The organism is Caulobacter zeae (assembly GCF_002858925.1).
Classification (GTDB): domain Bacteria; phylum Pseudomonadota; class Alphaproteobacteria; order Caulobacterales; family Caulobacteraceae; genus Caulobacter; species Caulobacter zeae.
The window spans coordinates 368253-391758 of the sequence record NZ_PJRS01000049.1 but is presented as its reverse complement, the minus strand read 5'-3'; the positions used below and the strand labels follow the sequence as shown (position 1 = coordinate 391758).

Sequence of the window (23506 nt, the reverse complement as noted above, 5' to 3'; positions counted from 1 at the left end):
CGACGACCTGACGCGCTTAAAACGGGAAAAGTTGTTGGCGCATTAACCACAGGCCGCGAGAGTGAACCTCGATATCTCAATCGGGGAAGCGGCAGATGAGCCAGGACTATGCACTGAGTGACCGCGTTGCGTTCATGGGTCTCGACAATCGAGCCCGTGCGGCCCTGCGGGCTCTGCGTCCGCTCATCGAGAAGGAAATCGGCCCGGCGCTGAAGGGCTTCTACGACCGCGTCAAGGCCACGCCCGAGACCCGCAAGTTCTTCGGCGACGAGCGCCACATGGATGCGGCCGGCAATCGCCAGAAGTCGCACTGGTCGGTGATCGCCGAGGCCGACTTCAGCGACACCTACGTCAAGGCCGTGCGCGCCATCGGCGAGACCCACGCCCGCATCGGCCTGGAGCCGCGCTGGTACATCGGCGGCTACGCCCTGGTCAGCGAGCACCTGATGCGCTCGGCCATCCGCGAGGTCTGGCCCAAGGGCTTCATGGCCAAGGCCGACGGCGCCGAAAAGGCCGGCGATGCGGTCTCGGCCCTGATGAAGGCGGTCATGCTCGACATGGACTTCGCCATCTCGATCTATCTGGAGACCATCGAGGCCGAGCGTAAGCGCCTGGAAGAGGTGCGCCTGGCCAACGAACGCAGCCAGACCGCCGTGGTCCAGGCTCTGGGCGAAGCCCTGTCGCGCCTGGCCGAAGGCGACCTGGCCTCGCGGCTCGACATCGAGGTCACCTCCGACTTCCAGAAGCTGAAGGGCGACTTCAACGCCGCCGTGGCGACCCTGGAGGAGGCCATGGCCGCCGTATCCGCCGCCACCGACGGCATCCGCTCGGGCACCGACGAGATCGGCGTCGCCGCCGACGACCTGTCGCGCCGCACCGAACAGCAGGCCGCCAGCCTGGAAGAAACCGCCGCCGCCCTCGACGAGATCACCGCCACGGTGAAACGCGCCGCCGCCGGCGCCCGCCAGGCCTCCGACGTGGTGGCCGAGGCCAAGACCGACGCCGAGCGCTCGGGCGTGGTCGTCACCGACGCCGTCGCCGCCATGGGCGAGATCGAAACCAGCTCCCGCGAGATCAGCAACATCATCGGGGTGATCGACGAGATCGCCTTCCAGACCAACCTTCTGGCCCTCAACGCCGGCGTCGAGGCCGCGCGGGCGGGCGACGCGGGCAAGGGCTTCGCGGTCGTGGCCTCGGAAGTGCGGGCCCTGGCCCAGCGCTCGGCCGAAGCGGCCAAGGAGATCAAGGCCCTGATCGGCGCCTCTTCCAAGCAGGTCGAGGCGGGCGTGGCCCTGGTCGGCCAGACCGGCGAGGCCCTGCGCGGCATCGTCGTCAAGGTGGCCGAGATCGACGCCCTGGTCGGCGAGATCTCGTCCTCGGCCCAGGAACAGTCGAGCGGCCTCGCCCAGGTCAACATCGCCGTCAACCAGATGGACCAGGTCACCCAGCAGAACGCGGCCATGGTCGAGCAGACCACCGCCGCGACCCATTCGCTGAAGGGCCAGTCCAACGAGCTGACCCGCCTGGTCGGCGGCTTCAGGACCTCCCGCCAGGCGGCGCCGGCCCAGGCCGCCCGTCCGGCGCCTCGACCGGCCGCGCCCCGCGTGGCCTCCCGTCCCGGCGCACACCGCGGCTCGGCCGCCGTCGCCATCGACCAGGACTGGGAAGAGTACTGAATTCTGTGCGGTCGGGGCGCGGCTTAGCGTAACGCGCTCCGATCCGTTTCTTCGCGCGTCTCCTCACCTGACCCGCCACGAGGCGGGTCTTTTTCTTGGGGCGCGTATTCTTGGAGGACGTGGGGCGTTACTTTGAGACGCCAGTGTCCAGACAGCAAAACGCCCCCGCCGATCCGGCCGTGGCGCGTCCCGTGCGGGATGCGCCGGCCTGGACCAGCGGAGGCGTTTGAAACCCCTCTGGGAAGGCGCGTAAGTCTTACGCGCCGCCCGGGAAGCGGAACGGAACCTTCACGGTGCCGGTCTTGGCGCCCATCGGCAGCTTCTCGGCGATGCACATGGCCGCCTTGTCGAAGCCCTTGCCGGCCGCGCTGTTGTCGACAACCTTGCAGCCCGAGAGCTTGCCGGCGTCGGCGGTGCACTCAAGCATCACCTGGGCGGCGTCCTTGGTGTTGGCGAACTGCTGAAGGCAGCGGCCCATTTGGTCTTCGAAACCGCCGGCGGCCGAAGCGGCCTGAGCGACGAAAAAGCTGCCGGCGATTCCCGCGGCAATAGCGATCGGATATTTCATCCCGCTGCTCCTAGTATTTTTTGTTCGTCCGTTGGACGTTGCGCCAACCGGACGCCTGCACCTTTTCGCAGCCGCAAGTTAAGATAGTCTGAGTCACCGAAAGATAATCGATATTTACTTATCGATAACCATAATGACTTGTGAATGGCGCCAAGCCGCCACATTCCCCCTACTCTAGACTCAAATATGCGCGCGTACGCACACATCGATACGGGTGCGACAGGGGGTGCGACAGGGTGCGGCCATCATCCTTAACCAAAGTCAGGAAGAATTAGGAATCTATCGTGATGATCACCTCACATTGCGGACGGTCCGTGGGCACGGCCGTCTCTTGGAGGGGATTTGTCATGAAGCGCTTTCGACTCGTCGATCTGCCGTTGATCATAAAAATCGGCTTCGCGCCGGCCTTCGCACTGCTGATGCTGGCGGCCATGGCCGTGGGGTCCATCGTCGTGCAGAAGAGCCAGTCGGCGGCGCTGCAGCAGGTCGTCGAGACCGACATGCGCACCAACAGCGAGATCCAGTCGCTGTCGCGCCGCATTACCGACTCCCACGGCAAGCTCTACCAGATCCTGGCCTCCAAGGCCGACCCGATGGCCGCTCCCGCCGGTCCGCGCATCACCGAACTGCTCGCCGAGTTCGACACTCTGGGCAAGGAAATGAAGGGCCTCTCCGCCCGTCTTCCGGCCTCCGAGCGTCCGAAGATCGACGCCCTGGTCAAAGCGCTGGCCGAGTGCCGCAGCGCCGTCGACACCGTCAGCGGCATGGTCGACGTCGACGCGGGCATGGCGATGAGCTTCGCCGGCAGCTTCGAAGACCAGTACGTCAAGATGGCCGCGCAGTTGCAGAAGGTGGTCGACGACGCCGCCAGCCGCGCCAAGACGCAGGCCGCCAAGCGCCAGGCCGAGGCCGCCGCCTCGATCAGCATCACCATCATCCTCTCGCTCATCACCCTGGCCGCCGTCGGCGTCCTGGCCTTCATGACCGTGATGACGACCCGCAAGTCGATCTCCGACATCGCCGGCGCCACCGAGAAGCTCTCCAAGGGCGACAACGGCATCGACCTGGAACGCCTGACTCGTGGGGACGAGCTGGGCGCGATCGTGCGTTCGCTGAAGGTCTTCCGCGACAACCAGCTGCACCTGGAGCAGCTGCGCGCCGAGCAGGAGAAGTCGGCCGCCCTGACCGCCGACGAGCGTCGCGCCAAGGAGCAGGCCGCCGCCGCCGCCGCCCGCGAGAGCGCCCTGGTGGTCAGCTCGCTGGCTGAGGGCCTGGAGCGTCTGGCCCAGGGCGACCTGACCTTCCGCGTCACCGCCAACTTCCCGGGCGAGTACGCCAAGCTGAAGGACGACTTCAACGGCGCCATCGCCCAGCTGCAGGACACCGTGAAGGTCATCACGGCCTCGACCGACGGCCTGCGCACCGGCGCCGACGAAATCGCCCACGCCTCCGACGACCTGTCGCGCCGCACCGAGCAGCAGGCCGCCAGCCTGGAAGAGACCGCCGCCGCCCTCGACGAGCTGACCGCAACCGTGCGCCGCACGGCCTCGGGCGCCCGCCAGGCCTCGGACGTCGTCTCCACCACCCGTGGCGAAGCGACGCATTCCGGCCAGGTCGTCCATCAGGCAGTGTCCGCGATGGGCGAAATCGAAAATTCCTCCAAGCAGATCAGCCAGATCATCGGCGTGATCGACGAGATCGCCTTCCAGACCAACCTCCTGGCGCTCAACGCCGGGGTGGAGGCCGCCCGGGCGGGCGAAGCGGGACGTGGTTTCGCGGTGGTCGCCCAGGAAGTCCGCGCGCTCGCCCAGCGCTCGGCCGAGGCCGCCAAGGAGATCAAGACCCTGATCTCGTCGTCGACCCAGCAGGTCTCGGCGGGCGTGTCGCTGGTCGGCCAGACCGGCGAGGCCCTGCAGCGGATCGTGGCGAAGGTCGGCGAGATCGACGCCCTGGTCACCGAGATCGCCGCCTCGGCGGCCGAGCAGGCGACCGGCCTCAACGAAGTCAACACCGCCGTCAACCAGATGGATCAGGTGACCCAACAGAACGCCGCCATGGTCGAGCAATCGACCGCCGCGACGCACTCGCTGAAGGGCGAGACCGCGGAGCTGGTGCGCCTGATCGGTCGCTTCCGTGTGGGCGAGGGTTCGGCCCAACGCTTTGAACGCCCGCGCGAAGCCGACGCCCATGTCGACTCGCCGGCCCGCAACCCCGTCGCCGAGCAACGCGCCCGGCTCGGCGCCTTCGCCCGGCCCGGCCGTGGTGGAGCCGCCGCAGCGGCCGCCCCGGTCAGCGACGGCTGGGAGGAGTTTTGATGACTGTGCTTTCGCTGCCCGAAACGCTTGATCTGAAGGCGTCGGGTCCCCTCAAGGCGGCGTTCCTGGAACGTCGCGGCGATGCGGTCGAGGTCGACGCCGGCAACGTCCGTCGCCTCGGCGGCCTGTGCCTGCAAGTGCTCCTGGCGGCCAAGACCGCCTGGGCGGCGGACGGCAAGTCCTTTTCTATCCGGGCCCCTTCGGAGGCCTTTGTCGAAACCACCCGTCTGTTCGGCGCCGAAGGGGCGCTTCTTTCGGCGGATATCCATGGAGTTCAATCGTGACGCGGACGGTCCTCACGGTCGATGATTCCCGAACGATGCGGGACATGCTGCGCATGGCCCTCGCCGGCGCCGGGTTCAACGTCGTCGAAGCGGTCGACGGCGAGCACGGGCTCGAAGTTCTTTCGGCCCATCGCCCCGACGTGATCATCACTGACATCAACATGCCCAAGCTGGACGGCTTCGGCTTCATCGAGGCGGTGCGGGTCGACGACGACTATCGCGCCATCCCGATCCTGGTGCTGACCACGGAAAGCGACCCGGCCAAGAAGGACCGCGCGCGCCGCGCCGGCGCCACGGGCTGGATCGTCAAGCCGTTCAACCCGGAAAAGCTGGTCGACGCCATCCGCCGCGTCGCGGCCTGACGTCGTTTCCCCCTGCCCGGGGGCACTGAAGACTCTCTCGTTTTAGGAACGTTGGAATGGACGAGTTAGAGGCCATCAAGGTCACCTTCTTCCAGGAATGCGAGGAACTGCTCGCCGACCTCGAAGGCGGGCTCCTGGCCATGCAGGACGGCAACGACGACGGCGACACCGTCAACGCCGTGTTCCGCGCCGTCCACTCGATCAAGGGCGGCGCCGGCGCCTTCGGCCTCGAGCCGCTGGTGCGCTTCGCCCACGTGTTCGAGACCCTGCTCGACGCCGTTCGTTCCAACGAGGTGCCTGCGACTCCGGACCTGGTGGTGACCCTGCTGCGCGCCTCGGACGTGCTGGCCGACCACGTCAGCTCGGCCCGCGGCCTGGGCGTCGTGGACGAGGCCGTCTCGGCGGCCATGGCCGCCGAGCTGAAGGCCTGCACCGACCCGAACGCCGCGCCGGCTCCCGTCGCCGCGCCTGTGGTCGAGGCGGTCGCCTTCGAAGCCGCGCCCGTCGCCGCCGCCCCGGCCGAAACGCTGATCGGGGCCGACGACGCCCTGGACGACGACGACCTCGGCTTCGACTTCCAGCCGATGACGATCACCATCGACGAGCAGGCGGCCGACGTCGCAGCCGCCGCGGGCAACGTCTGGACGGTGTCGATCCGTCCGAAGTCGGACCTCTACCGCAAGGCCAACGAGACCGCCCTGTTGCTGCGCGAACTGGCGCGCCTGGGCCCGATCGAGGCCACCCTGGACGCCAGCGCCATCCCGCCGCTGGACATGCTGGACGCCGAAGCCGCCTACGCCACCTGGACGGTGCGCCTGGAGACCGAGGAAGACGAGACCGCCATCCGCGAGGTCTTCGAATTCGTCGACGGCGACTGCGACCTGGAAATCACCCGCGGCGAGGGCCTGGCCCCCGACGCCGCCCTGGCCGCCCTGCTGGCCGGCGAGGCCCCGGCGCCCGTCGCCGCCCCGGCCGCGCCCGAGCCGGTGATCGTCGCCGAGGCTCCGGCCCCGGTGGTGATCGAGGCCGCCCCCGAACCCGTCGCGGTCGCGCCGGTGGTCGAAGCCGCTCCGGCTCCGGTCGCTGCGCCGGTCGCCCCGGCCGCTCCCGTCGCCGCCGCCCCCGCCGCCGCCAAGACCCAGCAGATCGACGTCCCGGGCCCGGGCCAGTCGGTGATCCGCGTCGATCCCGAGCGCATCGACCGCCTGATCGACCTGGTCGGCGAGCTGGTCATCAACCAGGCCATGCTGGCGCAGCGCGTCGGCGAATACGGCATCGCCCCCTCCTCCAACCTGGCCATGGGCCTCGACGAGCTGGAACAGCTGACGCGCGAGATCCAGGACAGCGTCATGGCCATCCGCGCCCAGCCGGTGAAGTCGGTGTTCCAGCGCATGCCGCGCCTGGTCCGCGAAGTCGCCAGCATGACGGGCAAGCAGGCCCGCCTGGTGATGGACGGCGAGAACACCGAGGTCGACAAGACGGTCATCGAGCGGCTGTCCGATCCGATCACCCACATGCTGCGCAACGCCATCGACCACGGGCTGGAAAGCCCCGAGGAGCGCAAGGCGGCCGGCAAGAACCCGGAAGGCGTCGTGAAGCTGGCCGCCCTGCACCGCAGCGGCCGGATCGTCATCGAGGTCTCCGACGACGGCAAGGGCATCAACCGCGAGCGCGTCCACTCGATCGCGATCAAGAAGGGCCTGATCTCGCCGGAGCTGCAGCTGACCGACGAGGAGATCGACAACCTGATCTTCCTCCCGGGCTTCTCGACCGCCGACAAGATCTCGGACGTCTCGGGCCGCGGCGTCGGCATGGACGTGGTCAAGCGCTCGGTGCAGGCCCTGGGCGGCCGCATCTCGATCACCTCGCGTCCGGGCCAGGGCTCGACCTTCACGCTGAGCCTGCCGCTGACCCTGGCCGTCCTCGACGGCATGGTGGTCGACGTCGCCGGCGAAACCCTGGTGGTGCCGCTGGCCGCCATCGTCGAGAGCCTGCGTCCCAAGCCCGAAGAAGTTCGCCCGCTGGGCCCGGTCGGCTCGGTGCTGGCCGTCCGCGACAGCTTCGTGCCGCTGATCGACGTCGGCCTGACGCTCGGTTACCGCGACAGCTCGCCGCCGCCGACCGAAGGCGTGGTGCTGCTGGTCGAGGGCGAGGACGGCTCGCGCGCCGCCCTGGTGGCCGACGCCATCCACGGCCAGCGCCAGGTGGTCATCAAGTCGCTGGAGCAGAACTACCAGCAGGTCGACGGCGTAGCCGCCGCGACGATCCTGGGCGACGGCCGCGTGGCCCTGATCCTCGACGTCGACGCGGTGATCAGCCTGCGTCGCCGCGAACCGCCCCGCCCCGCCGAACCCACCCTGATCGCCGCGGAATAAGCCGATGACCGAAGAAATCACCGTCACGGGCGAACGCCGCGAACTGATCTCGTTCCGCGTGGGCGAGCAGGAATACTGCGTGGACATCATGGCCGTCCGCGAGATCCGCGGCTGGAGCCCGGCCACGACGCTTCCGCAGTCGCCCGGCTACATGCGCGGCGTCATCAACCTGCGCGGCGCGGTGCTGCCGATCATGGACCTGGCCTGCCGTCTGGGCATGCCGGTGATCGAGCCGACCGTCCGCAGCGTGTTCATCGTGGTCAAGGCGGGCGACCGCATGATCGGCATGCTGGTCGACGCGGTGTCGGACATCCTGTCGATCACCGACGACCTCGTTCAGCCGACCCCGGACCTGGCCTGCGACGCCGTTCGCAGCTTCATCCGCGGCATCATTTCCATCGACGGCCGGATGATCAGCGAGATCTCGCTCGATCGCCTGCTGCCCGAGCGCGAGGCCCTGGCCGCCTGATGACCTTCGCTCCCTCCTCCACCGATCGGCGCGAGGCTCTGGTCGACGGCGAGTTCGCCTTCACCACCCAGGACTTCAAGCGTATCGCCGAGATCCTCTACGGCATGGCCGGCATCAGCCTGCCGGACACCAAGGCCACGCTGGTCTATTCGCGCCTGGCCAAGCGCCTGCGCGCCCTGGGCCTGCGCTCGTTCAAGGAATACTGCGCCTTCGTGACCAGCGAGCAGGGCCTCGACGAGAGCCAGGAGATGCTGCGGGCCCTGACGACCAACGTCACCCGCTTCTTCCGCGAGCCGCACCACTTCGACGACCTGCGCGCCAACATCCTGGAGCCGATCGCCGATCAGGTGCGCGCCGGCCGCCGCCTGCGTCTGTGGTCCGCCGCCAGTTCGTCGGGCCAGGAGCCTTACTCGATGGCCTTCACGGTGCTGTCTGTCTGGCCGAATGCGGCCGAACTGGACATCCGCATCCTGGGCACCGACATCGACACCAACGTCCTGGCCACCGGCCGGGCCGCCGTCTATGACGAGCACCTGCTGGAAGGCGTGTCGCAATCGATGCGCGGCCAGTTCTTCGAGCGTGATCCGAGCGACCGCCGCGCCTGGCGGGTCTGCGAGGCCGCACGCAGCCTCGTCGCCTTCCGCGAGCTGAACCTCAACGGCCCGTCGTGGCCGATGAAGGGTCCGTTCGACGCCATTTTCTGCCGGAATGTCGTGATCTATTTCGATGAACCGACCCAGGAGCGGGTCTGGAGCCGTTTTGCGCCGCTGCTGGCGCCGGGCGGCAAGCTCTATGTCGGCCACTCCGAACGCGTCGGCGCCAATGTGCGCGGCTTCGAGAGCTGCGGCCTGACCGCCTATCGCAAGACGGGGGTCTGAGCATGGCCAAGATTCGCACCCTCGTCGTCGACGACTCGGCGACAATGCGCGGCCTGATCACGGCCGCCCTCAACCGCGATCCCGAGATCGAGGTGGTCGGCGCCGCCGGCGACCCGTTCGAGGCCCGCGGCATGATCAAGGCCCTGAACCCCGACGTCGTGACCCTCGACATCGAGATGCCGAACATGAACGGCATCGAGTTCCTCGAGAAGATCATGCGCCTGCGGCCGATGCCGGTGGTCATGGTCTCCAGCCTGACCCAGGCCGGGGCCGAGATGACCCTGCGCGCGCTGGAACTGGGCGCGGTCGACTGCGTGGGCAAGCCCACCACCGCCACCGGCACCGCCGAGGCGCTGGCGGAAGTCGCCGAGAAGGTGAAGACCGCGGCCCGCGCCTCGGTCCGCACCAAGGCCGACGCTCCGGCGACTCCGGCCCGTCGCGGCGGCGCCTACCTGCCCTCGGGCGACGTGGTGGCCATCGGCTCGTCGACCGGCGGGGTGGAAGCCCTGCTGACGATCCTGTCGCAGTTCCCCGAGACCTGCCCGCCGACCGTCATCACCCAGCACATGCCCGCGACCTTCACCGCCAGCTTCGCCGCGCGCCTCGACCGCGCCAGCGGGGCCAAGGTGCAGGAAGCCGTCGACGGCGCGCCGCTGGAAGTCGGCAAGGTCTATGTCGCCCCCGGCGGCGCCACGCACCTGGAAGTCGTCCGCTCGGCCGGCCTGCGCTGTCGCCTGGTGGCCGGCGACCCGGTCAGCGGCCACCGTCCCTCGGTCGACGTGCTGTTCCGCTCGGTGGCCCAGGCCGTCGGCGACAAGGCCGTCGGCGCGATCCTGACCGGCATGGGCCGCGACGGCGCGCAGGGCCTGCTGCAGATGCGCCAGGCCGGCGCCCGCACGGTGGGCCAGGACGAAGCCAGCTGCGTCGTCTACGGCATGCCGCGCGCCGCCCAAGAAATCGGGGCCGTGGAGAAGCAGGTTTCCCTGTCCTCCATCGGCCAATCCATCCTCGATCTGGCCTCCGCGAGGCGATAGTCCCATGCCCCAAGCAAGCTCCATTTCCGTTCTCGTCGTCGATGATCAGCTGACCATGCGCGCGCTGATCCGCAACGCGCTGCAGCAGATCGGCTTCAAGGACATCCGCGAGGCGCCCGACGGCGAAGAGGCTCTGAAGAACCTGCTGGCCAAGCCGGCCAACCTGGTGATCTCGGACTTCAACATGCCGAAGATGGACGGCCTGGCCCTGTTGCGCGCCGTGCGCTCGCACCCGCCGATCCGCCAGACCGCCTTCGTCATGCTGACCGGCCGCGCCGACCGCGAGCTGGTGCAGCGCGCCGTGCAGTTCGGCGTCAACAACTACTGCGTCAAGCCGTTCACCGTGCAGGGCCTGCGCGACAAGATCGAGCAAGTGTTCGGACAGCTGACATGATCGGCCGGGATTATTCTCACGACGACGAGCTGCGCGCGACCAAGGTCCACGTGACCCAGGGCGAGAGCCATGTCTCGACCGATCCCAACGTGGTGATGACCACGGTGCTGGGCTCGTGCATCGCCGCCTGCATCCGCGACCCGCAGGCCGGCGTCGGCGGCATGAACCACTTCCTGCTGCCCGACGCCGGCGACGGCCGGGGCGGCAATGGCGGCGACGCAGTGCGCTACGGCGCCTATGCCATGGAACTGCTGATCAACGGCCTGCTGAAGAAAGGCGCCCGCCGCGAGCGGCTGGAAGCCAAGATCTTCGGCGGCGGCAAGCTGTTCGACAGCCTGTCGGACGTCGGCGCCAGCAACGCGGCCTTCGCCGAGCGTTTCCTGCGCGACGAAGGCATTCCGATCGTCTCGTCCAGCGTCGGCGGCGTCTCGGCCCGCCGGGTCGAATTCTGGCCGGTCACCGGCCGGGTGCGCCAGCGCCTCGTGGCCGTCGACAACGCGCCGCAGGAAGTGCGTCGTCCCGCCCCCATTCCCCAGCCCGCGTCCAACGCCGGCGACCTGGAGCTGTTCTAGTCCTCATGACCGCCCCGTCGACCGCCGCCGCCGATATCGTCGTCTCGCCGGATCACCAGCTTCCGGTGGGCGAGCTGTCGCGCCGGCTGGCGGCCGAACTGGCGGCCGCGGCGACGATCTGCCGCGAGTGCGAGCACGTGGCGGGCGAACTGGCCACCGGCGGCGCGGCGCTCGAGAACATCACCCGGCTTCAGGCCCTGGACGAGCTGAGCCAGCGCCTGCACGGCCTGTCGGATGTTCTGGCGCGCATCAGCCAGCACGCGTCCGGGGAATGGAGCCTGTCGGTCGACCCGCTGCTCGAAGGCCTGGGCCTGGCCGACCTCGTCGTGCGCCTGCGTTCCGACCAGGAGCATTCCGGCTGGGGCGCCGAGGCCGGCGAACTCGATTTCTTCTGAGGCTCCGATGCCCGAGCCGCTCAATCCATCGACGCGGATCAATCTCGAACGGGCCACCGTGCTGGTGCTCGACGACAATGGCGCGTCCCTGGACATCCTGTCGGGCGTCGTCTCCGGCTTCGGCGTGCGCACCCTGCACCGCGCGGAGTCGGTGAAGGACGCCCAGGCCCTGGTGAAGATCCACACCTTCGACCTGATCATCAGCGACGTGCAGATGCCCGAGGTCGACGGCTACGAGTTCATCCAGTGGCTGCGGCGCGAGGCGCCCGAGCAGAACCGCTATGTCCCGGTGATCCTGGTCACTGGCCACACCCGCATCTCGCAGGTGTTCAAGAACCGGGACGCGGGATCCAACTTCACCGTCGCCAAGCCGATCACGCCCAAGATTCTGTTGGAGCGGATCTTCTGGGTGGCGCGCGAGGAGCGAGCCTTCATCGAGTGCGATACGTACATCGGGCCCGATCGACGGTTCAAGCACGAGGGGCCGCCGCCGGGGACGGACGGCCGACGCAAGGACGACCTTCAGGGGGAGGTTGGGAATGCCCAGGAGCCCAACATGTCCCAAGAGGAAATCAACAATCTGATGAAGGTCGCGAAGGTGCAGATATGACCGTTCGCAAGTTCCGCCCCCCCAACCGCCTGGCCTCGATGATCAAGGACCGCGGCGGCATCCTGGCCAAGGACGCGCTCGCCGCCGCCGAGGCCAATGTCGAGACCCTGCGCGAGAGCTCGCTGGCGGCCCTGGACGCGGCGCTGGACGCCATCGAGGCCCGCTTCGGCCCCGCCGCCCCCGACCGTGCGAGCGAGGAGTTCGAGACCCTCTACACCATGACCCTGAAGGTCGTGGACGTGTCGGGCTTCGCGGCAGACGCCGGGGTCGACGAGGCGGCGGTGTCGCTGTGCGCCCTGGTCGACGCCTGCGCGGAAGCCCAGGCCTGGCGCTGGGACGCCGTCGACGTCCACCTGTCGGCCCTGCGCCTGCTGCGCAACGTCGGCGCCAGCCTGCCGGCGGAGCATCGCCGGGGCATGCTCGACGGCCTGCACAAGGTCGTTCAGCGCTGAATCCCGCACTTTCGTAGCGCCGGCGCCACGTTCGCGCCGGTCGTTACAACTGTTACCGGTCCCATCACTTGATGCGCCCTCCGGTGTTTGTTACGCGTTCGTTGCTACCGGTGTCAGAGAACTCCAACAAGGAGTGACACCGGTTTCCAGAATGACGGCCGAGAACGGTCGCGCGGGAAGGACGCGGGACTGTTTCGAAGCCACGGCGGGGTCTCTCCAAGGCCGCGCCGCAACGAAACGAACGGGAGGAGGAACAATGTCCTACGGACATGCTGCGCGCCTGCGCGCTCTGAAGATCAGCGTCTCGGCCGGCGCCGTCGCCATGGCCCTGGCGGCCGCGGGTTCGGCCATGGCCCAGGAAGCCCAGGCCACCACCGAGGACGACGCCGTCGAGGCCGTCGTGGTCACCGGCTTCCGCAACAGCCTGGCCAAGGCCCTCAACGTCAAGCGCGAGGAAGCCGGGGCCGTCGACTCGATCCTGGCCGAGGACATCGGCAAGTTCCCCGACCTCAACCTGTCGGAATCCATCCAGCGCATCCCGGGCGTCGCCCTGGCCCGCGACGGCGGCGAAGGCCGCCAGATCTCGGTGCGCGGCCTGGGCCCCCAGTTCACCCGCGTGCGCATCAACGGCATGGAAGCCCTGACCACGGCGGGCAGCGCCGACTCGTCGGGCGGCACCAACCGCGGCCGCTCGTTCGACTTCAACATCTTCGCCTCGGACCTGTTCAACTCGATCACGGTGCGCAAGACCGCCGAGGCGACGACGGAAGAAGGCTCGCTGGGCGCCACGGTCGACCTGCGCACCGCCCGTCCGTTCGACTACAACGGCTTTGCGATGTCGGCCTCGGCCCAGGCCGGCTTCAACGACCTGTCGGAGAAGACGACGCCGCGCGGCGCGTTCATGATCTCCAACACCTGGGCCGACGGTAAGCTCGGGGCCCTGTTCTCGATCGCCTACACCAAGCGCAAGACCGTCGAGGAAGGCCACAGCACCGTGCGCTGGGCCACCGGCAACGCCTTCTCGCCGGGCTTCGACGCCCTGCCCCAGACCAGCGGCGCCAACGCCGGCACGCCGGGCCTGGCCAACGGCTCGGCCTCGGCCGTGGCCAACAACGCCGCCCTGCACCCGCGCTTCCCGCGCGTCGACCGCTTCCAGAACGACCAGGAACGCCTGGGCGCCACCCTGGCCCTGCAGTTCCAGCCGTTCGAAGGCACGACGATCTCGTTCGACGCCCTCTATGCCGACCTGAAGGGCACGCGCGAGGAATCCTACCTCGAGGCCCCGTCCTTCAGCACCGGCGGCGCCTGCACGGCCGCCAACGCCGCCACCAGCTGCGGCATCGCCGACACCAACGTGGTCTCCTCGACCATCCAGGACGGCGTGATGGTCAAGGGCGTGTTCGACGACGTCGACCTGGCCGTCGAGAACCGCTTCGACAAGCTGCGCACCAAGTTCACGCAGTTCTCGCTGACCGGCGAACACCAGATCAACGACAAGTTCACGATCAACGGCTTCGTCGGCCACTCGGAGTCGGACCACACCAACCCGATCCAGACGACGCTGCGCTTCGACTACTTCAACGTCGACGGCTACGGCTACGACTACACCGACAGCCGCAATCCGAAGTTCAACTACGGCAACGCCGCCCTGACCGACCCGACCAAGTGGCGCCTGACCCAGATCCGCCTGCGCCCGCAGACGGCCCTGAACACCTATGACGCCGCCCAGGCCTGGGGCGTCTACAAGCTGAACGACACCTGGACCCTCAACGCCGGCCTGAACTTCAAGCAGTACGACTTCGAGACCACCGAGATGCGCCGGACGGTGGGCACGACCACCAACCAGGAAACGGTGATCCCCGCGGCCATCGCGGCCATGTCGCTGGCCAACTTCTCCACCCTGGCCACCCTGGGCGGCACGCAGACCATCATCCCGAGCATCGCCAAGGCCGTCTCGGCGCTCAGCCTCTACGACCAGACCGCCTATGGCGGCGCCTTCCGCCTGGGCTCCGAGCCCTCGCTGGGCAACAACCGCAGCGTCGCCGAAGAGAACCGCGGCGGCTACGCCCAGGCCGACTTCCGCACCGAAGTGGGCGACTGGGGCCTGCGCGGCAACTTCGGCGTCCGCTACGTGAAGACCAAGCAATACGCCACCGGCTACACCTATGTCGGCGGCGCGCCCGTCGCGATCTCGTCGGGTCGCGAGTACGACGACACCCTGCCGTCGATGAACCTGGTGCTGGAGCCGACCGACAGCTTCCTGATCCGCTTCGGCGCGGCCAAGGTGATGTCGCGTCCGGACCTGGGCAGCCTGACCCCGGGCTCGACGGTCAGCGTCTCGGGCACCGCCCGCAGCGTCACCGCCGGCAACCCGAACCTGGATCCGTTCCGCGCCAAGACCTTCGACCTGGCCTTCGAATGGTACTTCCAGAGCCAGGCCCTGCTGTCGCTGGCGCTGTTCCAGAAGGACATCGACAGCCTGGTGCAGACGGTCACCACCTCGACCACCTTCACCGGCAACCCGTTTGGCATCCCCGACAGCGTCGCCATCGCCGCCTGCGGCACGACGGTCGGCTGCAGCCCCTCGGCGCAATGGAACTTCTCGACGCCGGTCAACACCGACGGCGGCAAGGTCAAGGGCTTCGAGGTCAATTACCAGCAGCCGTTCAAGTTCCTGCCGGGCTTCCTGGCCAACACCGGCGTGCTGCTGAACTACACCTACGTGAAGTCGGACGTGAAGTACGTGAACTCGGCCGGCGCCGTCGTGGCCTCGACCGACCTCACGGGCCTGTCGCGCAACGGCTACAACGCCACGTTCTACTATGAAGACGCCAAGTGGAGCGCCCGCGTCTCGGCCTCGTACCGCGACCGCTACCTGACCCGCGTGCTGGGCCAGGAGAACACCACGGCCGCGCCGATCCCCTACGATGGCACCAACGAGACCTTCAACGTCGACGCCTCGGTGCAGTACACGCTGAACGACCAGTTCAAGATCACCCTGGAAGGCGTGAACCTGACCGACGAATACCAGGACCAGTTCACCGGCACCCAGAACATGCCGGTGGTCTACCACCACACGGGTCGCGAGATCCTGCTGGGCCTGCGCTACAAGTTCTGATCAGGACTTAAGAAGCGCCCCGCCTTCGGGGGGAGGCGGCGGAAAGGGCGTCGGCGAAAGCCGGCGCCCTTTTTTCGTTGGAACCTCCCCCTGTGGGGAGGCGATCGCGCCAGCGATCGGTGGGGGGCGAGTGCGAAATCGGCCGTCCCCTCGAAAGCTGAAAACGTCCCCGCTCCGGCCCTACGGGCCACCTCCCCCAGAGGGGGAGGATCTAGCGCGATCAGATGCTCCCCCTCCGGGGGAGCTGTCGCGGAGCGACTGAGGGGGCCTTCCCCTCAGTCCGGCCAGAGGTCCTGGATGTCGCCCTTGCGGTTGAGCATGTGGGTGGCGCGCTTGATCAGCATCAGCAGGCGCTCGCGGCGGCCTTCGCCGTCATAGGTCAGGGTGGTGCGGGCCAGGCCTTCCAGCATAAAGCGGGCAAGGTCGCGGCTGGCCTGGAAGCGCGGGCCGGCGCCGGCGTGCAGGATCTTCAGGAAGTGGTCGCCGGCCTGGGCGCGGTCGAACTCGGCCTGGGCGGGGGCCAGCAGGGCCTGGATGGCCGGGTCGGTGCGGCCGGCGGCCTCCAGCTCGGCGAAGGCCAGGAACGGCTCGCTCTGCAGGAGGTCCCAATAGCTGTCGATGGCGTGCTCGGTGACGTCGGCGCCGGCCGGGATGCTGTCGGCGGCGGCGCGGAACAGGGCCGAGCGGGCGGCCTGGACGTGGGCCACCCCGGCCTCGACCAGGGCCTCGCGGGTCGGGAAATGGTAGAGCATCGCCCCGCGCGTCAGGCCCGCGGCGTCGGCGATCACCGGGTTGGTGGCCGCGTGATAGCCGATCTCGGCGAACAGACGCATGGCGCAGTCGAGGATGCGCGCGCGCGTCTTCAGCGACTTCGGTGTGTCCTTGGCGAGGCGGGCGGCGTCCATCGGGGTCATCTAGTGCGGACGATGCTGCGCTGCAACAGTCGTTTTCCCAATCAATGCAAGGGATCGCGGCGGTTTCAAGTCGTCAGCTGAGCGCCTGCCACAACGGCGCCCGCTGATCGAAAGAAGAGCTTCCGTAACGGCGCCTGGCAAGGCCCCTCCCCGCCGTTCCGCGACTCGCCGCCGCAATCGGCGCCGAACCCGGACGGTTTCATTAAAGCGACATGCAATCAGCTTATCCGCCATCCTGTTTCTCGCTTGGGATGGCGGTCGTCGCGGGGGCGGCCCGCCGCAGCGCTGGGGAAGCCTTCATGGCCGCCGACACCGAGATCCGCCGCTATCGCAGCATCTTCATCAGCGACATCCATCTGGGCACGCGCGGCTGCCAGGCCGAGCTGCTGCTGGATTTCATCCGCCACGTGGAATGCGACAAGCTTTACCTCGTCGGCGACATCGTCGACGGCTGGAAGCTGCGCAGCGGCTGGTACTGGCCCCAGAGCCACAACGACGTGGTGCAGAAGATCCTGCGCCTGGCCCGCAAGGGGGTCGAGGTGATCTACGTCCCCGGCAACCACGACGACCGCGTGCGCGACTTCTGCGGCACCCACTTCGGCGGCGTGGTCGTGGCCCGCGACGTGATCCACGAGGCCGCCGACGGCAAGCGCTACCTGGTGGTCCACGGCGACGAGTTCGACGGCGTCGTGCAGCACGCCAAGTGGCTCGCCTTCCTGGGGGATTGGTCCTATAGAACCATCCTCATGCTGAACACCTTGCTCAACCGCGCGCGGCGTAGGATGGGGTTCGGCTACTGGAGTCTCTCGGCCTATCTGAAGGTCAAGGTGAAGAACGCATTGCAGTTCATCGAGAACTTCGAAGCCGCCGTCGCCGACGAAGCCCGTCGCCGCGGCGTCGACGGCGTCATCTGCGGCCATATCCACAAGGCCGAGATGCGGGAGATCGACGGTATTCTTTACGTCAACGACGGTGACTGGGTTGAAAGCTGCACCGCTCTGGTGGAGCATATGGACGGCCAGCTCGAAATCCTCGAATGGTCCAAGATGAGGTCCTGGTCGGTGATCGACCGGGCCCGGGCGCTCGCCGTCGAGCCCCCGTTGCCGGAGCCTGCCGCCGCCTGATGCGGATACTTCTCGCCACCGACGCATGGGAACCGCAGGTCAACGGCGTGGTTCGGACCCTCACCAAGGTGATGGCCGAGCTTCGCGCCATGGGCCATGAGGTGGACGTGGTCAGCCCTGACCAGTTCCCGACCTTCCCGCTGCCCACCTATCCCGAGATCAAGCTCGCGATCGGCGCCTACGAGCCGGTGCAGGAGCGCTTCAAGTCGTTCGAGCCCGAGGCGATCCACATCGCCACCGAGGGCCCCATCGGCCTGGCCGCGCGCCGCATCTGCCTGGAATGGAAGCTGCCGTTCACGACCAGCTACCACACGCGCTTCCCCGAGTACGTCTCGGCCCGCCTGCCGCTGCCGCTGGCCGCCGGCTACACCTACATGCGCTGGTTCCACAAGCCGTCGGGCCGCCTGATGGTGGCCACGCCGACCATGCGCGACGAGCTGGTGCGCCACGGTTTCCGCAACATCTCGCCTTGGTCGCGCGGCGTCGACACCGACGTCTTCAAGCCGCGCCAGCCGGACGAGCCGGACCTGTTCGAGGGCCTGGCCCGACCGATCTTCCTCAATGTCGGCCGCGTGGCCGTCGAGAAGAACATCGAGGCCTTCGCCAGCCTCGACCTGCCGGGCACCAAGGTCGTCATCGGCGACGGTCCCCAGCGCGAGGAGCTGGCCGAGAAATATCCCGAGGTGAAGTTCCTGGGCGCCAAGTTCGGCGACGAGCTGGCCCGCCATTTCGCCTGCGCCGACGTCTTCTGCTTCCCGTCCCTGACCGACACCTTCGGCCTGGTGATCCTGGAGGCCATGGCCGCCGGCGTGCCGGTGGCGGCGTTCTCGGCCCCCGGCCCCATCGACATCATCCCGGGCTCGGGCGCCGGCGTGCTGGCCCCCGGCCAGACCGACGGCCTGCGCGAGGCCTGCTTGGCGTGCCTGGACATCGACCACGCCGCGGTGCGCAAGTTCGCCGAGGGCTTCTCGTGGCGCGCCTGCGCCGAGGAGTTCTTCAAGAATCTCCAGCCCTACCCCGAACCGGAAAAGACCCGCTTCTGGCGCCGGCTTCGGCGCCTGGCGCGGATCCGCCGCAAGACCGCGGCCTAGGGCCAAGACCCTCCCCCTTCGGGGGGAGGGTCCAAAAGCCCCCTACTCCCGCCACCTCAGAATCAGCTGACCGCCGCGGACCTCGTAGGAGTCCAGGGTGTTGAGGAAACTCATGCCCAGCAGCGAGGCGCTCATCGGGGCCTGGTTGACGTCCATCGGGAAACGGTCGCGGCGGATCGGGCCGATCTCGAGGCGCTCGGCGGTCCACTGGGCGCCGTAGCCCAGGCCATTGGCGGTCTCGCTGGTCTGGTCGAAGCGCAACGACGCCATGTCGACGCCGATCCGCTGGGCGTCGGCGGGGCTCAGCACGGTGTTGGTGGCGCCGGTGTCGACCAGGAACAGAACCCGCTGGCCATTGACCTGGCCGACGATGACGAAGGCCCCGCTGGCGTCCTGGGCCACGCGCAGCTCGCGCTCGCCCGTGGCCACCGGCTCGCCGATGTTCAGGGCCATGCGCAGGCGCTGGGGCGCCTCGGACAGTTCGGCCCGATAGAGATAGCCGACCGCCAGCACCAGCACGATCCCGGCCCAGATCGCCGCATAGCCCAGGCCGTGCAGCGCCTGGCGGCGGGTCGCCCGCAACAGGCCGGTCGACAGGGCCGCGGCCAGCAGGCCGCCCCAGGCGAGGTAGAACCAGTCGTTGGTCTCGCGCAGCGCCCAGGGCGAGGCGCGCAGCAGCAGGCCCAGCACCGCCAGGCCCGCCGAGACCACGACGAACCAGACCAACCAGCGCCGCCATGAGGCGCGCGGCGGCGGCGCCTCCTGCGGCTCGGGCGGCGGCTCGCCGCCCCAGGGCCCCGGATGGCTCATGCCGGGCCCCGCGTCAGCCCTCGTCGCCCTCGCGGCCCTTGCCGGCCTTGAGGATGACCTTGTCGATGCGCGAGCCGTCCATGTCGACGATCTCGACGTCGAAGGCGCCCAGGTGCAGGATCTCGCCCTCGGCCGGGATGCGGCCCAGGCGATCGAGGATCAGGCCGGCGACGGTGTGGTAGCCGCCTTCCGCTTCGAAGTTCTCGCCCAGGGCGTCGTTGAGCTCCTGGATGTCGAGGCGGGCGTCGACCAGCCAGCTGCCGTCCTCGCGGCGCAGGATGCGGCGCTCGCCTTCGTCGTGGTCCTCGGGGAAGTCGCCGGCGATCATTTCCAGCAGGTCGATCGGGGTGATGACGCCCTGCACCGAGCCGAACTCGTCGACCACCAGGGCCACGTGCAGCGAGGTCTGCTTGAAGACGGCCATGGCGCGCAGCAGCGACATGGTCTCGGGGATGGCGATCGGCTGCTGGATGTGGGCGCGCAGGTCCAGCGGCTCGCCGCCGAGGCAGGCGTCCAGCAGGTCCTTCTTCAGCACCACGCCGATCTCGCCGTCGAGGTCGCCTTCCATGGCCACGACGATGCGCGAATAGGGGCACTCGCGCACTTCGGCCAGGACGGCCTCGGGCTCGTCCGACAGCGAGATCCAGTAGAGGTCGCGGCGCGGGGTCATGGCCACGCGGACCGGACGGTCGCCCAGGCGCAGCACCTCCTGGATCATCGAGCGCTCTTCAGGCTCGATGAGGCCGGCGTCGGCGCCTTCGGCCAGGACGGTCTCGACCTCTTCGGAGGTGATGCCGCTGTTGCGCTCGTCGCGCACGCCCATCAGCTTGAGGATGGCGGCGGTCGACACCGTCAGCAGGGTCACGAACGGGCGCAGCACGGTGGCCACCAGGGCCAGGAACGGCGCCATGGCGCGGGCGATGGTGTCGGGGAAGATCAGGGCCAGGCGCTTGGGCACCAGCTCGCCGAGGATCACCGACACATAGGTCAGGCCGACGACGACGATGGTGGTGGCGATGATTTCCGAATGCGGGCCGATCACCGGCTGCGGCTCGAGCCACTTGTCCAGCGCGCCGGCGATGGTGGCCTGGCCGTAGGCGCCGGCCAGGATGCCGATCAGGGTGATACCCACCTGCACGGCCGACAGGAATCGGGTCGGGTGCTCGGCCAGGGAGAGGGCGATCTTGGCCCCGCGGTCTCCCCTGTCGGCCTGGCTCTGTAGTCTGGCCCGCCGCGCGGAGACCACCGCGAGTTCGGACATGGCGAAGACCCCGTTCAACAGAACGAGGAACAGAACGACGGCGAGCGCGAGGAGTATCATTGTCCCTAGGGGCAAGTGACGCGGCGCCGGACGGCTGCCACGGCCCAGACTTTCATTACGCGGCGCGGGCGGACCGGAGGGCACTATACAAAAGAAAACGCCGCGGCCCATAGGACCGCGACGCAATCTTCGGTCGCGAGGCGAAAACCGCCCCGAAATGCGCCCTTTTTTACGAGGCCGGACGGGCCATCGCGGTCTTCTTGGCCACCACGTCCTTCTGGGCCTGATGCTGACCGGGCGGCAGCGGGATCAGGCCGCGGCCCTGCAGGTAGCCGCCGCGACCGGTGGCCGCGTCGGAGGTGAACTCCTTGAGGAAGTCCTCCAGGCCCGGGGTGACGCCGATGTTGCTCTTCTTGACGTAGATGAACAGCGAGCGCGACAGCGGATAGGAACCGTCGGCGATGGTCTGGGCCGAGGGCCGCACGCCGTTGATCGAGGCGCCCTTGATCTTGTCCATGTTCTCTTCGAGGTAGGACCAGCCGAACACGCCCAGCGAGCCGGGGGTCTTGGTCAGGGTGCCGACCACGGCGTTGTCGTTCTCGCCGGCGTCGACCCAGCCGTCGCCCCGCAGCGGGTCGACCTTGGCCTTGAACAGCTTTTCGTTGTCCGAGCGGATCGCTTCGATCGACGGGAACTTGCGGGCTCCGGCCTCGATGGCCAGCTCGACGAAGGCGTCGCGGGTGCCCGAGGTCGGGGGCGGGCCGTAGACCAGGATCTTGTTGCCCGGCAGGCCGCCGCCGACGTCGTCCCAGCTGTTGGTGGTGTTCTTCACCCACTGGCCGCCCTTGTAGACGTTGGCGGCCAGGCCCAGGAACAGCTGCTCGGTCTTGAAGTTGTAGTCGGCGCCGTCCTTGTCGGTGGCGACCACGATGCCGTCGAAGCCGATCTTGATCTGGATGATGTCCTTCACGCCCTTGGCGGCGCACTGGTCGAACTCGCTGCGCTTCATCGGGCGCGAGGCGTTGGCGATGTCGGGGAAGCCCTCGCCAGCACCGCCGCAGAACAGCTTGATGCCGCCGCCAGTGCCCAGGCTCTCGACCTTCGGGGCCTTCTTGCCGGACTTCTTGGCGAAGTTCTCGGCGGTGCGGGTGGCGAACGGGAACACGGTCGAGGAGCCGGCGGCCCAGACATAGTCGCGGGCGGCATGGGCGGGGACGGCGGCCAGGCCCGACAGGGCGAGCGCGGCGGCCGCGCAGGACAGAAGCTTCTTCATCGTGGATTTCCTGGACAGGAAGGGTTGGCCAGGCGGCCGCGCCGCCCGGCGGAACGGGGCGGTCCTAGAAGTCCAGCTGCGCGCGCAGCTGGAACTGCTTGATGCTGTAGTCCTGGTTGGCGCCGAAGTTGTCGACGTCGCCGTCGGTGTAGTTGGCCTGGAAGCGGACGTATGACGTCGGATAGTAGTTCACGCCCAGCGTCACGGCCTTGTATTCGCCGGCCTGCGAGGCGGCCGGCTTGGTCTTCAGGGTCTCGTAGGCCTCGGTGGTGTCGGCGATGTCGTAGCGCAGGGCCAGCTCGACCCCGCCCCAGCCGCCGGCGGTCACCGGGTTGAGGATCTTGGGCCGTTTGAACTCGCCGGCCATGGCGTCGTAGTTGCGCATCTCGCCGGTCGGCCAGAAGGTCACGTAGGCGTAGCCGACCTTGATCTTCGGGTCGCCGCCGACGGCCGCGCCGCCCAGGCGGGTGACGTCGATCGAGGCGTACTCGCCCTGCACCGAGAACGGCCCGTGCACGTAGGCGCCTTCGAAGGCCAGGGTCTTGTCGCGATTGCCGATGCCGCCCGAGGTGTAGAAGGTGGCGTTGCTGTAGGCGGTGTTGGTGCGACCGCTGTAGACGAAGGCGCCCTCGTCGCCGCGGTTGCGATAGCGGTAGGACAGCGCTAGGTGCAGCTTGTCGAGGTCGCCGTTGACCGGCGCCCAGTGGGCGCGGGTGGTCAGGGTGATCCGCTCCTTGGAGTCTGCGTTGGCGTTGGCCAGGTCGGCGGTGTTGATCGGCGCGCCCTGCACCGCCCCCGTCAGGCTGTAGTTCAGGCCCTGGTACTTCGCCACCACGCCCAGCAGGTAGGAGTCGACGCCGAAATCGCCGTACGGACCGCGGTCCATGAAGGTGATGAAGCGGGTCGAGGTCAGGTTCTCGAGGCCGGCGGCCTTGATGTTGCCGAACATCAGCGAGACCGGCTCATTGGGCTTGTACTCGATGAGCACGTCGTCCCAGGCCCAGGCGCCGCCGTTCACGGCGCCGCCTTCGGCCTTGTAGGCGAAGTAGTTGTTCAGTTTGCCCTCGATGCCGAGGAAGACCTGCCGGCCCCGCACGTTGCGGGTGTCGAAGTCGCCGCCCGGGCCGTCGCGCTCGACGTCCTGGAACACGGCGTCCAGCAGGATCCGACCACGGACCTTGAAGGCCACGTCGTCATTGGAGAATTGCGGAGAACCGCTCCATTTCACGCCCAGGTCCTGGGCCTGGGCGGCGGCGGCGAGACCCAGGGCGAGCGAAAAGCCCAGCGCCGAGCGGGAAAGCAAAGAGGCACTGACACTCATTACGAGACACCCCCCTTTTAGGTTTGCGCCTGTTTTCCACGGCCCATGACGGGCGGGATAACGACGTTCTGGGGCTTTAACGGGGGCTCGTGACGGTTCGGATACCGATTTACGACAAGTCGGCGACAACTGTTTTTGCGTTCGCTGAACAGTGATTTTTCCATGACAGAGGCGCTGGCGGCGACGCGTCGGGAGATCCGCCCACAGACG

22 protein-coding genes are annotated in these 23506 nt (G+C 68.3%); 16 read left to right on the top strand and 6 right to left on the bottom strand.

All coding sequences use genetic code 11. The features are described 5' to 3' along the window. The first annotated feature begins 95 nt into the window (after positions 1-95). Entirely contained in the window at positions 96-1676 is a 1581-nt protein-coding gene (locus tag SGCZBJ_RS25180; RefSeq protein WP_101720637.1) for a globin-coupled sensor protein, read from the top strand. Between the two features lie 256 nt (positions 1677-1932). Here SGCZBJ_RS25180 and SGCZBJ_RS25175 read toward each other — a convergent pair whose 3' ends face one another. Further along, positions 1933-2244 (bottom strand): hypothetical protein, encoded by a 312-nt coding sequence (locus tag SGCZBJ_RS25175; RefSeq protein ID WP_101720636.1) that lies wholly within the window; start codon positions 2242-2244, stop codon positions 1933-1935. Between the two features lie 347 nt (positions 2245-2591). Between SGCZBJ_RS25175 and SGCZBJ_RS25170 the strand changes: the two genes are divergently transcribed. The 13 genes from SGCZBJ_RS25170 (at position 2592) to SGCZBJ_RS25110 (ending at position 15502) form a co-directional block, all read left to right on the top strand. Beyond that, complete coding sequence (locus SGCZBJ_RS25170) at positions 2592-4559, top strand: methyl-accepting chemotaxis protein (RefSeq protein ID WP_101720635.1); 1968 nt, start codon at positions 2592-2594, stop codon at positions 4557-4559. Continuing rightward, the gene (locus SGCZBJ_RS25165) at positions 4559-4843 is read left to right on the top strand and encodes an STAS domain-containing protein (RefSeq protein ID WP_420808196.1); all 285 of its coding nucleotides are present in this window, start codon (positions 4559-4561) and stop codon (positions 4841-4843) included. Before SGCZBJ_RS25170 ends, SGCZBJ_RS25165 begins: the two co-directional genes overlap by 1 nt. After that, positions 4840-5205, top strand: coding sequence for a response regulator (locus tag SGCZBJ_RS25160; protein ID WP_058347355.1), 366 nt, complete (start codon positions 4840-4842; stop codon positions 5203-5205). Before SGCZBJ_RS25165 ends, SGCZBJ_RS25160 begins: the two co-directional genes overlap by 4 nt. Before the next feature lie 56 nt (positions 5206-5261). Continuing rightward, a complete protein-coding gene (locus tag SGCZBJ_RS25155; RefSeq protein ID WP_101720633.1) occupies positions 5262-7580 on the top strand; it encodes a chemotaxis protein CheA in 2319 nt (772 codons plus the stop codon). A gap of 4 nt (positions 7581-7584) precedes the next feature. Next, positions 7585-8049: a chemotaxis protein CheW gene (locus tag SGCZBJ_RS25150; protein WP_101720632.1), complete on the top strand. Its 465-nt coding sequence runs from the start codon at positions 7585-7587 to the stop codon at positions 8047-8049. After that, entirely contained in the window at positions 8049-8927 is an 879-nt protein-coding gene (locus SGCZBJ_RS25145) for a CheR family methyltransferase (protein ID WP_101720631.1), read from the top strand. The genes SGCZBJ_RS25150 and SGCZBJ_RS25145 overlap by 1 nt, the downstream gene beginning before the upstream one ends. 2 nt (positions 8928-8929) lie before the next feature. After that, positions 8930-9961, top strand: a complete 1032-nt coding sequence (locus SGCZBJ_RS25140) for a protein-glutamate methylesterase/protein-glutamine glutaminase (RefSeq protein WP_101720630.1) — start codon at positions 8930-8932, stop codon at positions 9959-9961. 4 nt (positions 9962-9965) lie between these two features. Then, positions 9966-10355 (top strand): response regulator, encoded by a 390-nt coding sequence (locus tag SGCZBJ_RS25135; protein WP_058347350.1) that lies wholly within the window; start codon positions 9966-9968, stop codon positions 10353-10355. Beyond that, on the top strand, positions 10352-10927 hold the full coding sequence (locus tag SGCZBJ_RS25130) for a chemotaxis protein CheD (protein ID WP_101720629.1): 576 nt from the start codon (positions 10352-10354) through the stop codon (positions 10925-10927). Before SGCZBJ_RS25135 ends, SGCZBJ_RS25130 begins: the two co-directional genes overlap by 4 nt. A 5-nt stretch (positions 10928-10932) precedes the next feature. After that, positions 10933-11322, top strand: coding sequence for a chemotaxis protein CheU (locus SGCZBJ_RS25125; protein WP_101720628.1), 390 nt, complete (start codon positions 10933-10935; stop codon positions 11320-11322). Between the two features lie 7 nt (positions 11323-11329). Continuing rightward, complete coding sequence (locus tag SGCZBJ_RS25120) at positions 11330-11932, top strand: response regulator (RefSeq protein ID WP_101720627.1); 603 nt, start codon at positions 11330-11332, stop codon at positions 11930-11932. After that, positions 11929-12384 (top strand): chemotaxis protein CheE, encoded by a 456-nt coding sequence (locus SGCZBJ_RS25115; RefSeq protein WP_101720626.1) that lies wholly within the window; start codon positions 11929-11931, stop codon positions 12382-12384. The genes SGCZBJ_RS25120 and SGCZBJ_RS25115 overlap by 4 nt, the downstream gene beginning before the upstream one ends. A 256-nt stretch (positions 12385-12640) precedes the next feature. After that, the gene (locus tag SGCZBJ_RS25110; RefSeq protein ID WP_101720625.1) at positions 12641-15502 is read left to right on the top strand and encodes a TonB-dependent receptor; all 2862 of its coding nucleotides are present in this window, start codon (positions 12641-12643) and stop codon (positions 15500-15502) included. A 275-nt stretch (positions 15503-15777) separates the two neighbouring features. Here the strand turns inward: SGCZBJ_RS25110 and SGCZBJ_RS25100 are convergent, their stop codons facing one another. After that, positions 15778-16407, bottom strand: a complete 630-nt coding sequence (locus SGCZBJ_RS25100) for a TetR/AcrR family transcriptional regulator (protein ID WP_101720668.1) — start codon at positions 16405-16407, stop codon at positions 15778-15780. 308 nt (positions 16408-16715) lie between these two features. On the opposite strand from SGCZBJ_RS25100, the gene SGCZBJ_RS25095 reads away from it, so the two are divergent. Both SGCZBJ_RS25095 and SGCZBJ_RS25090 read left to right on the top strand, forming a co-directional pair. Then, positions 16716-17540 carry a UDP-2,3-diacylglucosamine diphosphatase gene (locus SGCZBJ_RS25095; RefSeq protein ID WP_101720624.1) on the top strand — a complete coding sequence of 275 codons (825 nt, stop codon included), beginning with the start codon at positions 16716-16718 and terminating at the stop codon, positions 17538-17540. After that, positions 17540-18631, top strand: coding sequence for a glycosyltransferase family 4 protein (locus SGCZBJ_RS25090; RefSeq protein WP_101720623.1), 1092 nt, complete (start codon positions 17540-17542; stop codon positions 18629-18631). The genes SGCZBJ_RS25095 and SGCZBJ_RS25090 overlap by 1 nt, the downstream gene beginning before the upstream one ends. 42 nt (positions 18632-18673) lie before the next feature. Here the strand turns inward: SGCZBJ_RS25090 and SGCZBJ_RS25085 are convergent, their stop codons facing one another. The 4 genes from SGCZBJ_RS25085 to SGCZBJ_RS25070 all read right to left on the bottom strand — a co-directional run bounded on the left by SGCZBJ_RS25085 (position 18674) and on the right by SGCZBJ_RS25070 (position 23296). Next, positions 18674-19441 carry a retropepsin-like aspartic protease family protein gene (locus SGCZBJ_RS25085; RefSeq protein WP_101720622.1) on the bottom strand — a complete coding sequence of 256 codons (768 nt, stop codon included), beginning with the start codon at positions 19439-19441 and terminating at the stop codon, positions 18674-18676. Between the two features lie 13 nt (positions 19442-19454). Beyond that, positions 19455-20762, bottom strand: a complete 1308-nt coding sequence (locus SGCZBJ_RS25080) for a hemolysin family protein (RefSeq protein ID WP_101720621.1) — start codon at positions 20760-20762, stop codon at positions 19455-19457. A gap of 169 nt (positions 20763-20931) precedes the next feature. Beyond that, positions 20932-21975 carry a substrate-binding domain-containing protein gene (locus SGCZBJ_RS25075; RefSeq protein WP_101720620.1) on the bottom strand — a complete coding sequence of 348 codons (1044 nt, stop codon included), beginning with the start codon at positions 21973-21975 and terminating at the stop codon, positions 20932-20934. Positions 21976-22039: 64 nt separating this feature from the next. Beyond that, positions 22040-23296 (bottom strand): OprO/OprP family phosphate-selective porin, encoded by a 1257-nt coding sequence (locus tag SGCZBJ_RS25070; protein ID WP_101720619.1) that lies wholly within the window; start codon positions 23294-23296, stop codon positions 22040-22042. Positions 23297-23506: the final 210 nt, after the last annotated feature.